The organism is Kutzneria sp. 744 (genome assembly GCF_000568255.1).
GTDB lineage: Bacteria > Actinomycetota > Actinomycetes > Mycobacteriales > Pseudonocardiaceae > Kutzneria.
On record NZ_KK037166.1, the window covers coordinates 2,665,429 to 2,681,006 of the forward strand.

Annotated in this window: 14 protein-coding genes and 1 pseudogene; 9 read left to right on the forward strand and 6 right to left on the reverse strand. The window is 66.7% G+C overall.

The window, feature by feature from the left end:
- The 3 genes from KUTG_RS11860 to KUTG_RS11870 form a co-directional block, all read left to right on the forward strand.
- On the forward strand, nucleotides 1-646 hold a 646-nt coding region (locus tag KUTG_RS11860; RefSeq protein WP_084579196.1), incomplete at its 5' end, for an ESX secretion-associated protein EspG.
- Nucleotides 647-717: 71 nt separating this feature from the next.
- Entirely contained in the window at nucleotides 718-1,041 is a 324-nt protein-coding gene (locus KUTG_RS11865) for a transposase (protein WP_043716801.1), read from the forward strand.
- Nucleotides 1,041-1,790 (forward strand): IS3 family transposase, encoded by a 750-nt coding sequence (locus KUTG_RS11870; protein WP_043716802.1) that lies wholly within the window; start codon nucleotides 1,041-1,043, stop codon nucleotides 1,788-1,790. Before KUTG_RS11865 ends, KUTG_RS11870 begins: the two co-directional genes overlap by 1 nt.
- Here KUTG_RS11870 and KUTG_RS56205 read toward each other — a convergent pair.
- Nucleotides 1,714-3,083: pseudogene (locus KUTG_RS56205) on the reverse strand (IS30 family transposase). The gene KUTG_RS11870 and the pseudogene KUTG_RS56205 overlap by 77 nt on opposite strands.
- On the opposite strand from KUTG_RS56205, the gene KUTG_RS66120 reads away from it, so the two are divergent.
- From KUTG_RS66120 to KUTG_RS11890, 5 genes are all read left to right on the forward strand, one after another.
- Nucleotides 3,008-3,406: an integrase core domain-containing protein gene (locus KUTG_RS66120; RefSeq protein ID WP_084579200.1), complete on the forward strand. Its 399-nt coding sequence runs from the start codon at nucleotides 3,008-3,010 to the stop codon at nucleotides 3,404-3,406. The pseudogene KUTG_RS56205 and the gene KUTG_RS66120 overlap by 76 nt on opposite strands.
- Nucleotides 3,407-3,527: 121 nt before the next feature.
- A complete protein-coding gene (locus tag KUTG_RS11875) occupies nucleotides 3,528-7,418 on the forward strand; it encodes a DUF6531 domain-containing protein (protein WP_052394358.1) in 3,891 nt (1,296 codons plus the stop codon).
- Between the two features lie 17 nt (nucleotides 7,419-7,435).
- Complete coding sequence (locus KUTG_RS11880) at nucleotides 7,436-7,843, forward strand: hypothetical protein (protein WP_043716804.1); 408 nt, start codon at nucleotides 7,436-7,438, stop codon at nucleotides 7,841-7,843.
- Between the two features lie 91 nt (nucleotides 7,844-7,934).
- Nucleotides 7,935-8,189, forward strand: a complete 255-nt coding sequence (locus KUTG_RS11885; protein WP_043716805.1) for a hypothetical protein — start codon at nucleotides 7,935-7,937, stop codon at nucleotides 8,187-8,189.
- Nucleotides 8,186-8,563, forward strand: a complete 378-nt coding sequence (locus tag KUTG_RS11890) for a hypothetical protein (protein WP_052394359.1) — start codon at nucleotides 8,186-8,188, stop codon at nucleotides 8,561-8,563. The genes KUTG_RS11885 and KUTG_RS11890 overlap by 4 nt, the downstream gene beginning before the upstream one ends.
- 12 nt (nucleotides 8,564-8,575) lie before the next feature.
- On the opposite strand, the gene KUTG_RS11895 is transcribed toward KUTG_RS11890, so the two are convergent.
- The 3 genes from KUTG_RS11895 to KUTG_RS11905 form a co-directional block, all read right to left on the reverse strand.
- Nucleotides 8,576-9,349, reverse strand: coding sequence for a hypothetical protein (locus tag KUTG_RS11895; RefSeq protein WP_157494475.1), 774 nt, complete (start codon nucleotides 9,347-9,349; stop codon nucleotides 8,576-8,578).
- Nucleotides 9,346-12,018, reverse strand: a complete 2,673-nt coding sequence (locus KUTG_RS11900) for a hypothetical protein (RefSeq protein WP_157494476.1) — start codon at nucleotides 12,016-12,018, stop codon at nucleotides 9,346-9,348. The genes KUTG_RS11895 and KUTG_RS11900 overlap by 4 nt, the downstream gene beginning before the upstream one ends.
- Before the next feature lie 83 nt (nucleotides 12,019-12,101).
- Nucleotides 12,102-12,656, reverse strand: a complete 555-nt coding sequence (locus KUTG_RS11905) for a hypothetical protein (RefSeq protein ID WP_043716809.1) — start codon at nucleotides 12,654-12,656, stop codon at nucleotides 12,102-12,104.
- Nucleotides 12,657-13,249: 593 nt separating this feature from the next.
- On the opposite strand from KUTG_RS11905, the gene KUTG_RS11910 reads away from it, so the two are divergent.
- Nucleotides 13,250-13,489: a hypothetical protein gene (locus tag KUTG_RS11910; RefSeq protein WP_157494477.1), complete on the forward strand. Its 240-nt coding sequence runs from the start codon at nucleotides 13,250-13,252 to the stop codon at nucleotides 13,487-13,489.
- 437 nt (nucleotides 13,490-13,926) lie between these two features.
- Here the strand turns inward: KUTG_RS11910 and KUTG_RS11915 are convergent, their stop codons facing one another.
- Nucleotides 13,927-14,466 carry a hypothetical protein gene (locus KUTG_RS11915; RefSeq protein ID WP_043716810.1) on the reverse strand — a complete coding sequence of 180 codons (540 nt, stop codon included), beginning with the start codon at nucleotides 14,464-14,466 and terminating at the stop codon, nucleotides 13,927-13,929.
- A complete protein-coding gene (locus KUTG_RS11920; RefSeq protein WP_052394361.1) occupies nucleotides 14,463-15,545 on the reverse strand; it encodes a helix-turn-helix domain-containing protein in 1,083 nt (360 codons plus the stop codon). Before KUTG_RS11920 ends, KUTG_RS11915 begins: the two co-directional genes overlap by 4 nt.
- Between the last annotated feature and the right edge of the window lie 33 nt (nucleotides 15,546-15,578).

Below are 15,578 nucleotides of genomic sequence, written 5' to 3' on the forward strand. Positions count from 1 at the left end.
GGCTGGGCAGGAGCTGAGCCAAGCCAGGCTGTTCGACCCGGCCCGAGGCGTGCACCCCGATCTGCTCGACACCTTCCGTGCCTTGGCCAAACCTGCGGTCGAGTTCTTCGCCTGGATCGGCGACCGGCAGCACCCGAAGCCCGTGTCGGCGCTGGCGACCGCGGCCGGCAACGAAGGCGTGCTCGCGGTCCTCAACGGCGCCACTCTCGGGTTGCACCCAGTGCGCCCCGACGCGCTTGCGGACGCCCTCGTCGCGCAGCTGCCCCATGCCGCGGCCGGGCATGGGCAGTCGATCACCGTGCCGGCCAGCGACATCGACGGCACCGGGCGTGCTGGCGGGGACGAGGAGTTCAGCGTCTTCGCCGGCCAGCAGCGCAATCCGGCCGTGCAGCAGTTGAAGCGGTTGGTCGCGCAGCCCCGCGCGTGTGCTGCCCAGTTGTACGTCGCGGTCCGCGACGAGCTGGGCCGCCGGCGTCGGTGTCCGTTCCCGCTCAACGTGATCGACACCGACACCGGGCGCTGGTTCGTGCACCGCCAACACAACGCGGGCGGCCAGGTGTGGCTGACCGCAGCACCCGCCACATCGCAGACGGTGGCTTCCAAGTTGTCTGAGATGTACCGCGTCTTGGCTAACGGCCGGCGGTGACGATTGAGGTTCACCCCGGGTAGTGGACACCGAGTTAGCAGGACCAGCAGTCCTGCTGGAAGGATGTCCTCATGCCTCCTCGCAAGCGCCGGTCCTACACGGCCGAGTACAAGGTCGAGGCTGCCCACCGCGTGATCGATTCCGGCCGCACGATCAGCGAGGTCGCCCGCGAGCTGGGAATCGACGCGGGCATGCTCAGCGTCTGGGTCAAAGACGAACGACGCCGGATCACCGCCGCCGAGGCCACCGGGGACATACCCCTGGAGGCGGCCGAGCGGGCCGAGCTGCAGCGCCTGCGCCGACACGTGTCCGAGCTGGAGAAGGACAACGCGTTCCTGTCAAAAGCCTCGGCGTACTTTGCCGCGATGCAGAAGAACCAGCACGGTTCGCTCTGATGGCCAAGTACGCCGGCCCCGACGACCTCGCTGAGACCGCCGGCTCCACCTCACCGAAGCGCATGCGGTTCTCGGTGCTGCGTATGGCACGGCTGCTGGGCGTGTCGACGTCGGGCTACTACGCGCACGCCAAACGTGTCGCGGCGACGGTGTTGCCGCCGCGACAGCAGCGCCGCGCGGACCTCGAGGTGAAGATCACCCAGGCGCACAAGGACTCGCACGGCACCTACGGGTCGCCGCGGATCACCGCCGAGCTCCGCGACCAGGGCGAGGTGGTCACGGCGAAGACCGTCGCCAAGATCATGGCCTCGATCGGGCTGGAGGGCATCAGCCCGCGCACGTTCAAGGTCAAGACGACGGTGGTCGATTCGACGGCGTCGTTCCCGCCCGATCTGGTCGAGCGAGGGTTCGACCAGGGGCGGGTGGACGCGGTGTGGTTCACCGATATCACGTATCTGACCTGTGGCGAGGGCGAGATGTTCCTGTGCGCGATCCGGGACGGGCACTCTCGGAAAGTGTTGGGCCACAGCATCTCTGACCATATCGGCGCCGAGATGGTCACCGACGCGATCGACGCCGCGGTGGCCGCCCGCAGCGGCAGGTGCCATGGCACAGTTCTGCATTCCGACCGTGGCGGGGAGCTCAGACTCAACCGGTCGTCGCAACACCGGCTCATTGGGAGAGTAGCAGTTCGTTCAGCGCTTCGGCCGGTGTCTTCCAGCCCAGTGTCTTACGTGGACGGTTGTTGAGCACGGCGGCAACGGCATCGAGCTCGTCGCGACCCCAGCGGGCCAGGTCAGTGCCCTTCGGAAAATACTGTCGCAGCAAGCCATTCGTGTTCTCGTTGGTGCCCCGTTGCCACGGACTGTGCGGATCAGCGAAGAAGATCCGCAGGCCGGTGTCGATCGTCAACTGGGCATGCTGGGCCAATTCCTTGCCTCGGTCCCATGTCAGTGTCCGGCGCAGTTGCTCGGGCAGCGCTGTGATCGTTGCGGCGATCGCGTTCCGGACAGCTTCGGCGCCGCGGCCGGCCAACGCCGGGCCGTTGTGCGCTCGCGGACCGTGGCCATACCCCTGCATACGAGGAAGATGTAGCAGCAGCGTAAACCTGGTGGTCCGCTCGACCAGAGTGCCGATCGCGGAGCTGTTCAAGCCGATGATCAGATCTCCCTCCCAGTTCCCGGCAACCGTGCGGTCCTCCACCTCGACCGGCCTCTCGCTGATCATGAGATCGGTTGTCACGTGACCGCTTGCCCGTCGACGGGCACGGGAACGAGGAACGCGCAGTGCCCGGCCGGTGCGCAGACAGGCAACCAGCTCACGTTCGAGCGCGCCGCGGCCGGGAACGTAGAGCGCCCGGTAGACCGCCTCGTGCGAGATACGCATGGACTCGTCGTACGGGAAATCTTCCTTCAGCCGCTGGGAGATCTGCTCTGGGCTCCACGCGTTGACCCATCGCCGGTCCTGACGCCGTGGCTTGTTCCGCCCCTTCCAAGGCGCTGTCCCCGGCCCCACCACAGATGTCCCGTCCAGCCGGCGAACCTGGCCGCAGAGCCGCTCCTGCACGTACCCGCGCAACGGTTCATTGTCGGCTAGCTTCGAGGCTTTTGGCCGGCGAGCACGACGCTCGGCATGCCATTGCGCGGTCGAGGCCTTGTAGTCGAGGTTGTAGGTTCGGGTCGATGCGTTGCGCCGCAACTCGCGCGAGATCGTCGAAGCATCACGCCCGAGTTGTCGAGCAATCTCACGAACGCCAACGCCTTGCGCACGCAAGATCGCGATGTCCTCTCGTTCAGCGAAGGACAAGTACCGGCCCGACACCGTCGGAGGAAGAGCTGGATTCACGCCGCCAGCGGACGGAACCATCTGAACGCGACCGGTCCCGACACGCCGGCCTTCGTAGCCGCGTCCTCGGTCTTCTCGCCTCGCGCGATCGCAGCCCAAAACCTGACTCGATCCTCGCGCCATGCCACCGTTGGACGCCCAGGCGACGGCATCTGACCGCGGTACTCACGCGCCAGTTTCTGCTTCAATCCGGCCATCACAAACCCCTGACGTCGAGGTGTTGCGACGACCAGTTGAATCCACCGAGTTCACGGCGCATTTGACGGCGCAGGCGTGTTTCCGGCATGGGCTGCGTCGGTCGATGGGCGCGACCGGGATCTGCTGGGACAACAGCCCAGCGGAGTCGTTCTGGTCGACGTTCAAACACGAGCAATACTACCGGCACGTGTACGCCACTAAGGCGGAACTCGTTGCTGCGGTTGACAAGTGGGTTCGTTTCTACAACAGTGTGAGGCGACACTCCGCGATCGGGATGGTCAGTCCCGATGTCTACGAGCGGTCACTGCCAGCGGTTGCGTGAACTGTGTAAGCCCATGTCCACCGTTCGGGGTGAACCTCAGATGGTGACGAAGTCGGTTGGTGCATAGGGTGATTGCGCTTGCCGGGATGCCCCAAGGGATGAGCCGTCGAGAGAGGTCTTCGTGAGCAAGATCAACGTCCATCCTGATCACCTGCGGAGTTCGGGCGGCAAGCTCAGTGCCTTCGGGGGCAAGTTGGCCGAGGGCGGCCAAAAGCTGGAGTCGGCAGGCCAGAACTTGGTCTCCCACGCCAGCGGTGATCGGTCCGGGATCGGCGCCGTGGTGGCCAAGGCCATGGGCAAAGGCATCCAGATCACCGGCAAAGTGTTCAGCGAGGGCGGCAGGGTCGTCGAAGGTGCCGGCAAGCGGCTACACACGACCGCGGGCCTGCACGAGGACGCCGACAACCACGCGGCAAGCCTGCTCAAGAAACACCACCCGGACCTCAAGGGTGACGTCGACCCGAAGGGCGGAGGCAGTCGCAGCGCCACCCGGGTGACCGCCGGTGGCAATGCCAAGCCATCGCGGGCGCGAAGGCTGCTCGGCGGCAATGCCCGCCGCTCCGCGGTGCCGAACGGCAAGAAGTGCACCGGCGGCGATCCCATCGACATGGCCACGGGTGACGTGCTGCTCACCCACATCGACGTCGAATTGCCTGGCATGCTGCCCTTGATCCTGGCCCGGACACATCTGTCGTCCTACCGTGCCGGCCACGGATTTGGCCCGAGCTGGGCGTCTACAGTGGACCAGCGGTTGGAAGTGGACGCCCAGGGCGTCGTGTTCGTGACCGACGACGGCATGCTGCTGTCCTATCCGACACCGTCGGTCGATGACGAGGCGGTGCTGCCGGAGGAAGGTCCACGCTGGCCTCTGCGTCGCACTGAGGCCGACTACACGGTCCAGATCCCGGAAACCGGGCAGACTCTCCATTTCTCAGGCAATGACGTGCTTGTCCCGTTGACGGCGATCACCAACCGTGCGGCCGATCGGATCGACATCGACCACGGGCCCGACGGCACCCCAGTGGCGATCCGACATTCGGGCGGCTATCACGTTGTAGTCCGCACGAGCGGCGAGCTGATCACCGAGCTGGCAGTCCGCACCGATGACGGCGACGTCGTGGTGCGCCGGTTCGGCTACGACGACCAGCGCCGGCTCTGCGAGGTGTTCAACGCCGCCAACCAGCCCCTTCGGCTGGCCTATGACGCGGATGGGGGCCTCACCGAATGGATCGACCGCAACGGCATGTCCTACCGCTACGGCTACGACGCCGCGGGGCGCTGCGTGCGCGGCGCCGGCGACGGCGGCCACCTCGACTACACCTTCGACTACGACACCACCAACCTCGTCACCACCGCAACGAACTCGCTCGGACACGTCACGCGCTACCACCTCAACGAGGCCCTCCAAGTCACTCGGATCGTCGACCCGGTCGGCGGCGAGATCGTCTCGGAGTTCGACCAGTACGACCGGGTGTCGTCCCGCACCGATCCGCTCGGACGCACCACCCGGTTCGAGCGTTCCGACGCCGGTGATCTGCTTCGAGTCACGCGCCCCGACGGCTCGCAAACCGTGGCCGAGCACAATGACCTCCGCCTGCCGGTGGCGCTGGTCGACCCGGACGGGGCGATCTCTCGCTGGGAGTACGACACCACGGGCACCGTCGTGGCGGAGACGGACCCGCTCGGCGCAACGACCCGCTTCGGCTACGACGAGAGCCATCACCTCGCCTCCGTCACCGACGCGCTCGGCGCGGTGACCAGGGTCGTGTGCGATCGGGCCGGCCTGCCCGTCGCGATGTCGGATCCGTTGGGCGCGAACACAAGCTACGTCCGTGACGCGTTCGGGCGCATCACCGCCGTCACGGATCCCATCGGTGGCACGACGGAACTCGGGTGGACCACCGACGGCAAGTTGGCATGGCGGCGTGAACCCGACGGCGCCGTCCAGCGCTGGTTCTATGACGGCGAAGGTAACCAAGTCGAGCACGTCGACGCGCTCGGTCAGGTCAGCCGCACCGAGTACGGCGCGTTCGACCTGCCGGTCGCCCACGTCGACCGCAACGGCGACCGGACCGGGTTCTCCTACAACACCGAGCTCGGCCTCGTCGAGGTGACCAACCCAGCCGGCCTGGTATGGCGCTACGAATACGATCCGGCCGGCAACCTGATCGGCGAGGCCGACTTCAACGGCCGTACCACGCGGTACGAGCGCGACCTCGCCGGCCAGATGGTCTCCCGCACTAACGGGGCCGGCCAGACGATCACGTTCACCCGGGACGTGTTGGGGCGCGTGGTCGAACGCCGCTCCGACGATGACGTGACCACGGTGGCCTACGACGCAGCCGACCGGATTGTTCGTGCCACCAACCGAGAGGCTGATGTGGTGTCCGCCTACGACCCGCTCGGGCGGCTCGTCATCCAGACCACTGACGACCGGGCCGTGTCCAACGCCTACGACGCGGTCGGTCGCCGGGTCCGGCGGATCACGCCCAGTGGCGCGGAAACGTTGTGGCGCTACAACCTTGGCGGACAACTCATCAGTGTGGACACGGCGTCACACACCCTGGAGTTCACGTACGACCCGGCCGGACGAGAGATATCCCGACGCGTTGGCACCGTCATGCTCGCCCAGACCTGGGACGCCAACCACCGCCTGCGCACCCAGGCGCTGACCACACCTGGCCCGGCTGGCCAGCAGCAGCTGCTCCAGCGCCGCGCCTACACCTACCGCGCCGACGACACCGTCACCAACATCGTCGACCAACTCGCCGGTGTCCGGCATTTCGACCTCGACCCGCTCGGCCGTATCACCCAGGTACAGGGCGCGAACCACCAGGAGAGCTACCGCTACGACGCCAGCGGCAACATCGACCAAATCAGCCGCCCAGATCCGAATCCCGAGCTGGCAGAGGCACCTGGAACACGCCAGGTCGCCGGCACACTGCTGCGCACCGCCGGCAACGTCCGCTACGACTACGACGGCCAAGGCCGAGCGATCACCCGCCAGGTACGCACTCTGTCCGGCCAACTCCGCACCTGGCGCTACGTCTGGGATGGCGACGACCGCCTGACCTCGGTCACCACGCCAGACGGGGTCACCTGGCGCTACGGGTATGACGCCTACGGCCGCCGCGTCCACAAGCAGCGCCTGACCGCTGATGGCCGGATCGTCGAACGGACCGACTTCATCTGGGACGGCTCGACACTGGCGGAACAGACACACTCCAGCGGGCACACCACGACTTGGACCTACCGACCCGACGGCGTCACCCCACTCACGCAAGCCGACCGCACACCGGCGCGAAACGCTCCCCAGGACTGGATCGACCAGCAGTTCTACGCGATCGTCACCGACCTCATCGGCACTCCCACTGAACTGGTCGACGACAGCGGCACGCTGGTGTGGCGCCAGGACACCACGGTCTGGGGCACGGCACTGGCCCAGTTCGGTCGGGTCCAGTGCCCGCTCCGGTTCCCTGGCCAGTACCACGACAGCGAAACCGGCCACGACTACAACCTCAACCGCTATTACGACCCGGCCGTCGGCGCGTACCTGTCACCGGATCCGCTCGGGCTGGACGCCAGCCCCAACCCGCACGTCTACGTCCCGAACCCGGTCACCTGGTTCGACCCGCTCGGTCTCAAGTGCGAGCCCAAGCGGATCTACGACGACTCCTCCTACAAGAAGCACGGTCGGAGCGAGCGTCAGACCTCGCGCGGTGTGTCCAGCCGGGCCCCGGCAAACGGCCAGGCGGCGCTGGACCGGTCAATCGACCCGGACCCGGACAACCCCGCCGTGTTCCGCCGCTACGGCGTGGACCACGAGAACAACGAGATCGTCGTGCTCGACCGGCATCACTTCGAGACCGACAAGGACGGCAACATCACCAAGGAGTACTACCACGGGCATGTCCCCGATCCGGCGACGATCCCGTCCAAGATCATGACCATGCTCAAGCGGGGCGGCATGGTGGGCAAGAAGAACAACGTCCTGCCGCCGGCGAGCGACTGAGAAAGTAGACCGAGGCCATGGACGAGATCAACTGGGAGACCGGCGAGGGCTTGCTGGCCGTCGACGATCCGATCGAGGTGGACGACGCGTTCGCCCGCAACGAGAAGCACGTCGGCATCGCCGTCATCGGCCTCGCCCTGAACAACGAGGACCTCGACGCCGTCGCCCCGCGCGTGGTGCGCGCCATCGAATCCGACGACGTCGAAACCCGCCGGCTCGGCTTCACCGCCGCCGGGCACACCTCTCGGCTGTTCGGGATCCTCGATCCGCGCATCGAGCAGGCTCTTCACCAGCACCGCAGCGATGGCATCGCCGCTACCGCGCTTGATGACACCCTGCAGTACATCAGGTTCCGCCAGTTGCCGCAGTGGCTCAAAGTCGAGTCGGTCCGCCGGAAACTACGCTGGTGGATCTTGCGGCGCTGAACGCGGCGATAGCCTTGGTGCCGACGCCGCGACTGGGGCAGGCCGTTACGACAGGAGCGAGGCGAACGCGTCGAAGGATGCGAAGGGGCTGGTGCCGAAACCCGCGCCGCACCAGAACAATCCCAAGTGGATCGGCAACGACGCCACGGTCAATCCTCGCACGCTGGGCAAGAGCAAGAACTACACCCACCGGATGGAGTTCCATGTCGAGCCGGGCACGCGACACTGGTTGAAGCAGTACGAGGTGAAGCCCACCAACGAGCCCGGTCGGCACGCTGTGCCCGCCGACAAGATCGACGAGTTCAACCGTCGGGTCAAGAAGTTTGTGATCAGGCGGATCCGATGACCGACGTCACCGCCCGCGACCGATTCCTGCAATCGCTGGTCCTCGCCCGCGGCGACGCCGACCAAGTGGGCACGCGCGACCGGGAGTTCGTGCGTGCTCTGCTGGACTTCGGCTCGGAAACCGACGGCAACACCGAGTGCGTCGAACGCGTCGGCCTGGCCGTGCTGCCGCAGCTGCACGGCAGTGGCCCAGCCGGTTTCGCATTGCGGCACAGTCGAATCGCGGTGGCCGACGTGCTCAACGCGGCTGAAGGCGCTCCGGTGCCCGATCAAGTCACGGCCGAGTTCCCCGATGTCACGCAGGAGGACTGGGACGCCGTCCTGCAGCTGGCCACGTTGATCCTCGTCGCGTTCCAAGCACCGCCAAGCCCGTAGCCGACCGGAGTCTCACGCCGGCTCGCTCTCGCCACGTTCCACAGCGGAACGCAGATCATCAAGGTCGCTGGCCTGTTCGGGATGTCCGGTGCCGCGAAGGACGGCTGACAGCACCCGCAGCAGCTCTTTGGTCTGGTTGTGGGTCAGGGACCCGAAGGCCGCCTGGAGCGTCTTGGCGACCTGGACCCAAAGCGAGTCGGGATGCCACCGGGTCACCTCGTCGACGACCGCATCGGCCTGTTGCGCGCTGGGAAACACTCCCAGCCGTGTGTTGGTGTTGAGCATCAGGAACAGCCGTGCCGAGCCCGGGTTGTCGAAGCACTCCTCGCGTAGGAAACGAAGGGTGGTGGCAGTCTGATGGCAGGCGAGTTCGTCCAGCTGTGCTTCGCGGCGGGCCCGTTGCAACTCATGTGCCGCACGGATGTCGTCTTCGTCTACCGACAGCGCCACGGTAACCGAGCCCACCACGGCGTCGTCCATGGTGTGCGGCAGGTGCCGGGACAGTCGTTCGTTGACGCCGTGTTGCGCTGCGTGTCTGTGCAACACGTCCCATTCGCGAGTCGCCTCCCCCACCAGCGACCGTGTCCAGACCGCCGCCTGCGAGACCACCGGCGGCTCGCCGACAGGCCAATCATCGTTGCCTCCGCCGGCGCGGTGTTCGACCGCAGGATGGACGATGAGGTGAACGCGTGCGGTGAACGCGAGGTGCGTGTCCATGCTGTCGACGCGATCGGTCCAGTTGTATTCCAACGGAGATGGTTTCCTGCGTTGACGCAGCCACGTCACGAGCTGGCTCCATCGATAAGGAAGTTGTCGACGTTCTGGTGGATGTCAGTGTCCAGCGCGGCGGTCAGCTCCTGGTAGAGAGCCACGCGATCCGTGACACCGATGGACCAGATTCGGGTGATGCCGCGGACAACGTCGCGAATGGTGCGGATCTGATCGGCGCTGCCGCGTACGGCCAGGCGTAGCACCTCGAGCACGACCTGACGCTGACTCGGGTCGGCCATCGCGGCCTCAAGCCAGACGGTCACCAGATTTTCGCTCGTGTCGGGAGGCGCTGTGACCAAGTGGGCACGCCAGCATCGGGCGAGCACCGAACGGTCGGGCGTGTAGTCGCCGGTCTGCCGGAGCAGTGCCAACCCATGACTATGTGCGTTGTCGCGCGGCGCGTCCTTGGTCGCGGCGTCGCCCTCATAGGCAGGACGATCGGGGTGAGGCTGAGCGGTGTCGGTGATCGTGGCGAGACGGGCGAAGGCGATGCTGCCGGAGGTGCGATGTTGAGCAGCGTCGCACCAGCTGGCGATCTCCTTGACGAGGGTGGTGCGAGCGGAGGATTCCTGCCACAGCCGAGCGATGACTTGCTGCAGGACAGGCTGGAGTTTGTCGTCGTTGTGGCGGCCGGCGTGCTTGAGCCGGACCAATGCCTTGCTGGTGTAGCGGTCGGCGAAGGGACCTGCGCAGACCTGAAGGACGACGTGGGCATGTTCGGGTGATTTCGCCCAGTCCAGCAGGAGCTGGTGCACGTAGCGTTGGTGCACCGCGAGAGCGGCGACGTCGGGATCAGTCTCGGCCGGGTCCGCGTTGTCGGCGCACGCCACCGCCGACAGGACTGCGACCAATTCGTACCACAGGTAGCTGTACGGCTCGCGCCAGGCCGAAGCGAGTTTGGCGAGCGGCGCTTCTCGCTTGTGACGCGCGGCCCAGCCCAAGGCGAAGCGCGTGATCCGGCGTGCCGCCGCCCGCCGATGATCATCGCTCACGCCTTCCAGTGCATCGCTCGGACGGTAGCCGGGAGCCCTGGCCAACCAGTCCAAGAACTTGAGGCGTCCCAGAGGCCGGTCCACCCAGAAGTACTCCAGGATGGAGTCGGTCCAGCCGGGTCGAGTGAACCGGATGCGGTCGTCGGCGGTGAGTTCGCCGTTGATGGCGTCGAGCATCGCGATCACGCCCGGTGCGTCCTGCCCCTGGGCGCTTACCGCGCCGTTGCCGCCGAATTCTTTGTTGAGCTCGGTGGCGCCGTGGTAGACGTGCGTCACGGGGAGTCCGGTCAACGCGGCTGCGGCAACCTGGAAGTCACGTTCGAAGGCGGTCCGGCCGGGGTGACGGTGCCAGTCCAGCAGTTGCCGACGCCACTGCCCGCGTGAGTCCACAACCATCGCGATCCTGCGTTCGAGCAACGTCTTGGCGTCCAACGCGGCGTCCGCGGGGCCGGCTGAGGTGTGGTCGGCGGGCAACAGGTTCGCCGGCGTCTGCTCGGCGGCCAGGATGTTCTCGGCGAGTTCGAACACCTCGACGGTCCCGCTGTGCTCGACCATCGCCCTGATGCTGGGGTGCTCCAGCCAGCCCCTTACATCGATATCGGGCATTCGGCCCGTCAGCTGCGCGTGCGCCACCGCGGTTGGCCCCACTCCAGCGAGCAGTTCACGCGCGCTGGGCCAGCGGCCGGACGGGCCGCCACCGATACGGCGCCATTGGTCGGGCCTGGTCAGCACGATCAACCGGCCGTGGCGTGCGGCCAGCAACCGGTCCAGAGCGGGCAGGCAGAAACTGAAGTTCTCGTCGACGCGAAAACCCTCCTCGTCGGTGGGTATCTCCAGCAGCCATACCCGGCCCTGCTCGGTCGGTAGCCGGCTTTCCGGGAAGTGCGGCGACCCACCGAACATCAGCCGTGCGACGTCAAAACGCACCTCGCGTGGTTCACTCCCGCTGCCTTCGGGCGTCCCCGGCACTGACCGGTGCTGTCCGCCGGCGGACGGAACGAGTTGGTGCCGGAGCGCGGGGTCCGGAGGAGCTGTCGTTCCCTGCCACACCGGCTCGGCCGAGCCGTGGCCGGCGAGGTCGGGGTGGCTGGGAGACACACCGGGAAAGTCGTCGGTACGTGCGCCAGGAGGAAGGGGAGGGGGCGGTTGGTCGCGTGCGGCGGTCAGTCCGGCCAGGCGTGCGGCCAATGCCTCGGCGTGAGCGGTGCGGCCCGCGTTCTCCTCGATGTCGAGGACCAGGATTCTTGCCTCGTGGCGCACTATTTCCACCAGGCGATCAAAGCCATTCGGGCGGGCGTGGGTGTCCAACGCGCGGCGCAGATGAGCCTGACGCGTCAGCCGTTGCTCCAACGGCAGCAATCCGTACACCACCGTGCCGGCGACGGTGCCCCCGGTCATGGATTCAATTTCGATCGACGAACTCACTGACGGCATCCCGTTGGAACCTGGTGGGATGGCGCCTGACAACTCCACGCGTGCGGGTCGTGTGACGCTATCATCGTCGTCTTCACCAGGAAATGGCACCTGATCGAAGCGGCCTTCTTCGGCCACGCTGAGGTTTGTCGTATCGGGTGTCGAGGACTTGGTCGGCACCGACTCGAGACTGTGCGCCTGGTGAAGCTCAGTGGCAGCGTCGGCCGCGTCCCGGGCAGTTTCTGCTTGGCCCGCCTCAACCCAGGTGCCATGGTCCATGGGAGGCTCGATTCCGGGTCCTTGGGCTGGATCTGCTTCGTCGCGGGCACCGCGTCGACCGAACCATGTGCCGCCGGTGGCGTTCACTGCACGCCGCCGGCACGGAACCCGGTGACCGAGCCGCCCTCGTGCACAGTGCCGATCCGCTGCTTGACGCTGGTAGTCGAGTCCAGCGGCACTGCTCCCAGATCGGCGCCCGTCATCACGCCGCGGACATGATCGGCGGCCTGGTCGACTTCGATCAGCGACTTCACCGCGGCACCCAGGTCTACCGGGACGCCCTCCAAGCGCTCCAGCGCTGCGTGCAGTCGCTGCACGGTGTCCAGCAACACCTTGTCGCCTGGCTCCAAGGCGAGGTTCTTGGCGCGGTAGACCTCCAGCACCCCCATTGCGCCGATCACCTCCCTCTCGGCCGCGTCTTTGTCCACGGTTTCCACTCCCGCAGCCGGCTTGTGCGCTCCCTCGGGTGCTGCCAAGTCAGTCGCGGCTTCTGAGATCGAGTCGTTCGACGATCCCGTCTCAGCAGCGGTGCGGCGTTGTGCCCGACGGTCGAGAGCGGCGCTGGCCCGGTCGAACAGGAACTTGACGGTGTATCCGAGGCCGGTGGCACCCAGCGCGGACAACGACAACGGATCCATGAACCGATGACTCCCCAGTGGCGGTGGATCTTCCGACCTTGTTGCTGACGACGGACATCGGAGCACAATCGATCTGGGTGTCGGACGCTTTTCCTGCCTCGTCCACTCGATCGGCGCATGCCTGCACATGCGCCCTGCGGCCATTTAGATCCTGTGCCTATCCCGCGACCGGCTCACATCGGAGCAGGTCAGATGGCCCGTCCGAGTCGTCTCCTCATTGCGCCAAGGACAGCCAGGGTGGCTACTGTGTGTAGCGCTTATGGTGTTCCCACGTTGGATACCGCGCATCCGAGGGAATTGCTGTGCTGTGAAGCACATCCGAATTTCCGGGAGATCTGGTACTTTCTGGCGAATTTCACCTTTGGGCGGCGCTCTTAAGAGCGCCGAATCCCGGTGACAGTGCGCGATCGGCGCAGGACCGACCAGTGGGCCGTTACCCTCCCCGTGCGCCTGTCCCGCATCCCCGCGACGACCAAGTGGCTCATCGTGACGACTGAGCAGCAGCTGATCGAATCGACAAAGACAGGCCAGCGGCCGGGTTGCCTCGTGGCAGCACCGTCGTCGCAGGCGGGTCCACCACGCTGCTCCTGATCTTGCTGGCCAAGGCTGCGGCGAAGGGCTCCTGGGCCGCAGTGGTCGGGCTGCCGAATCTCGGGCTGCTCGCGGCCAGCGAGGTCGGCGTGGCGCTGCATCGACTCGCCCTCGTCCCCGACCCCAGAGCCGAGCTGGCGACCGTCGCTGCTGCCCTGCTCGACGGCATCGACCTTGTCGTGGTCGCCGCCGACCGCCTCGTCCGCGATGGCGCTAGGGGACAGGCGATGGCTCGCGATTGACCGCGCGGGCACGCAGCCGAGGCGCTGTCTTGATCCCCATTCGGCACCGGCGGCTGGTGGCCCGCGGCCGAGCTGAGGTGTCCGCGACCGATCACCACTGGACCGGGATCGGCGACGGCCACGGCTACCTAACCGGTCACACTGCGGTGGTAACAGTGCGTGGTCGCGGGTCGGCAGTCCGGCCCATTCAGGCCCGGCTGACTCTCCGGGCTGACGCTTCCGATCCTTCACCAGGCGAACGGCTACCAGCTACGCACGTGGCTCGTCTCGGATAGCGGAGCGGGATCGTCGCCTCGCCGGCGAGCCGGGTCGGCGCTCGCGGCCAGGCGATCCGCCTTGGTAGACAAACCGGCAACGGGTTCCGACGAACCGGCGTAGCATTTCTCTTTCGGTCTTGACCTGTCCTTGCCGGGTGCGATCCGGCCAAGTGAGGCATGTTAGCGCCGCAGATCCGTAGCTGTATTGGGAAGTCGGAGATGTCGGCCTTGACTGGCCATCTGCTGCATGAGGTCGAACCCATCATTTGCAGCGATGTAGCCGGTGATGACGGCCGTGCTGACCAGGTCGATCGTCTCGCGTGTGGTGATTCCTCGGAGGCGCGCGTAGCGCAGGGCCTCTCGGTCGTCGGAGATCCACCAGGAGCCGGCGAACTCGCTCCACTTGACGATCACGAAGCAGGTCTGGGCTTCGCCGAGGTGTGCCAACGGTTCGTCATCGGCGCCACCGAAGACGGCCCGGCGGATGGCGTTGATCTGCTGGATCTCGGATTCATCGTCGATCTCGATCGGCTCGCCGAGCCAATCGGCGGCTGTCAGTTGGCCTAGGTCCGGCAGGACACGCGCGGATCTGGTCGCCTCGTAAGCGACGGCTTCAGTCCACCGGCCACGTCCGTCGAGCACCGAGTTGAGCAAGTCGAGTCGGCTTACCGAGGCGAAGTTGCACAGGACCGTGTTGTCCGGGAACAGGAACTCGGTCATGGCGTATCGGGGGTTCCGAGTTCGGACTCAAGCGCCTGCCTGAGTTCGTCGACGTCGACTCCGAGTAGGTTTGCGTATGGGCGGAGGGTGGCGGCGCCTGCTTCGTACGCCGCGTAGGTATCCCGGACCAGAATGCCAGGCGGGCGTGGTGTGCTGGCCTGAGTGACCCGTTGGGCGAACTCGTCGCCGCGGGCGGCCATGCTCGCCGCCCTGGCGGCGGTGATGGCTTTGTAACGGTCGCAAGCGCCTGCGTCGATCAGTCGTAGGTGGAGCAGGCGGTAGGCGAGCGCAGACGGGGTCACCATCAGGTCGCACGCCAGCGTCGCGAACGCGTGTTCGGCCAGGCCGGTCGAGCCGACGGCGGCGCGGAGAAGGTCCTCGGGCATGAGAAACGCGGAGGCGAACGCGTTGGCGCGCATCTCACTGGGGTCTTTCGACTGGGCCTTGTCGTAGACGTCCCGGTCCAGGTGGATGTCCTGGTCGTCGCCAGCGAGCAGGTGACCGAGTTCGTGCGCGAGCGTGAAGCGCTGCCGGGCCGGCACGTGCGAGGTTGCCAGCACGATGAGCTTGACGTGCTCGGACGACGCCGCCAGGCCGTCGAATCCCATGCCAAGTTCGACAAGTGCTACGTCGACGCCGAAGACCTCCTCGACCAGCGTCACCAGGTCGCCGGCGGCAATCGAGCGCCCGGTCTCGTTGACGCGTGTCAGAGCGCCACGGGCCAGCGACCGGCCCTGCTCGGCGTATCCGCCCTGGCCGAGGCCCTGGCTGCTCGTCTGCCACGGTTGCGGGTAGCCGAGGGCCGCCATGTCCGTGCGCAGCGTGCTGTACCGCTTCGCGGCGGTCAAGGCAATGCCCGCGTTGCCGCCAGTGGTTCGGGCGGCCAGGGCCAGCGGCGGTTCTTCGCCGGTGATCAGCCAGTCGACGGTCACCTTGCACAGGTCCGCGATCCGGGCGAGGTCGACGGAGGAGAAGCGGCGGGCGCCGCTGAGCGATTTGGACATCTTCGACTCGTCGAGGCCGACCTGCTGCCCGAACTCGCGGCGAGTCAGCCCGGACGCCTCGATCAGGCTCAACACACGCTCGGGAACACTGGACACCCGGCAACACTA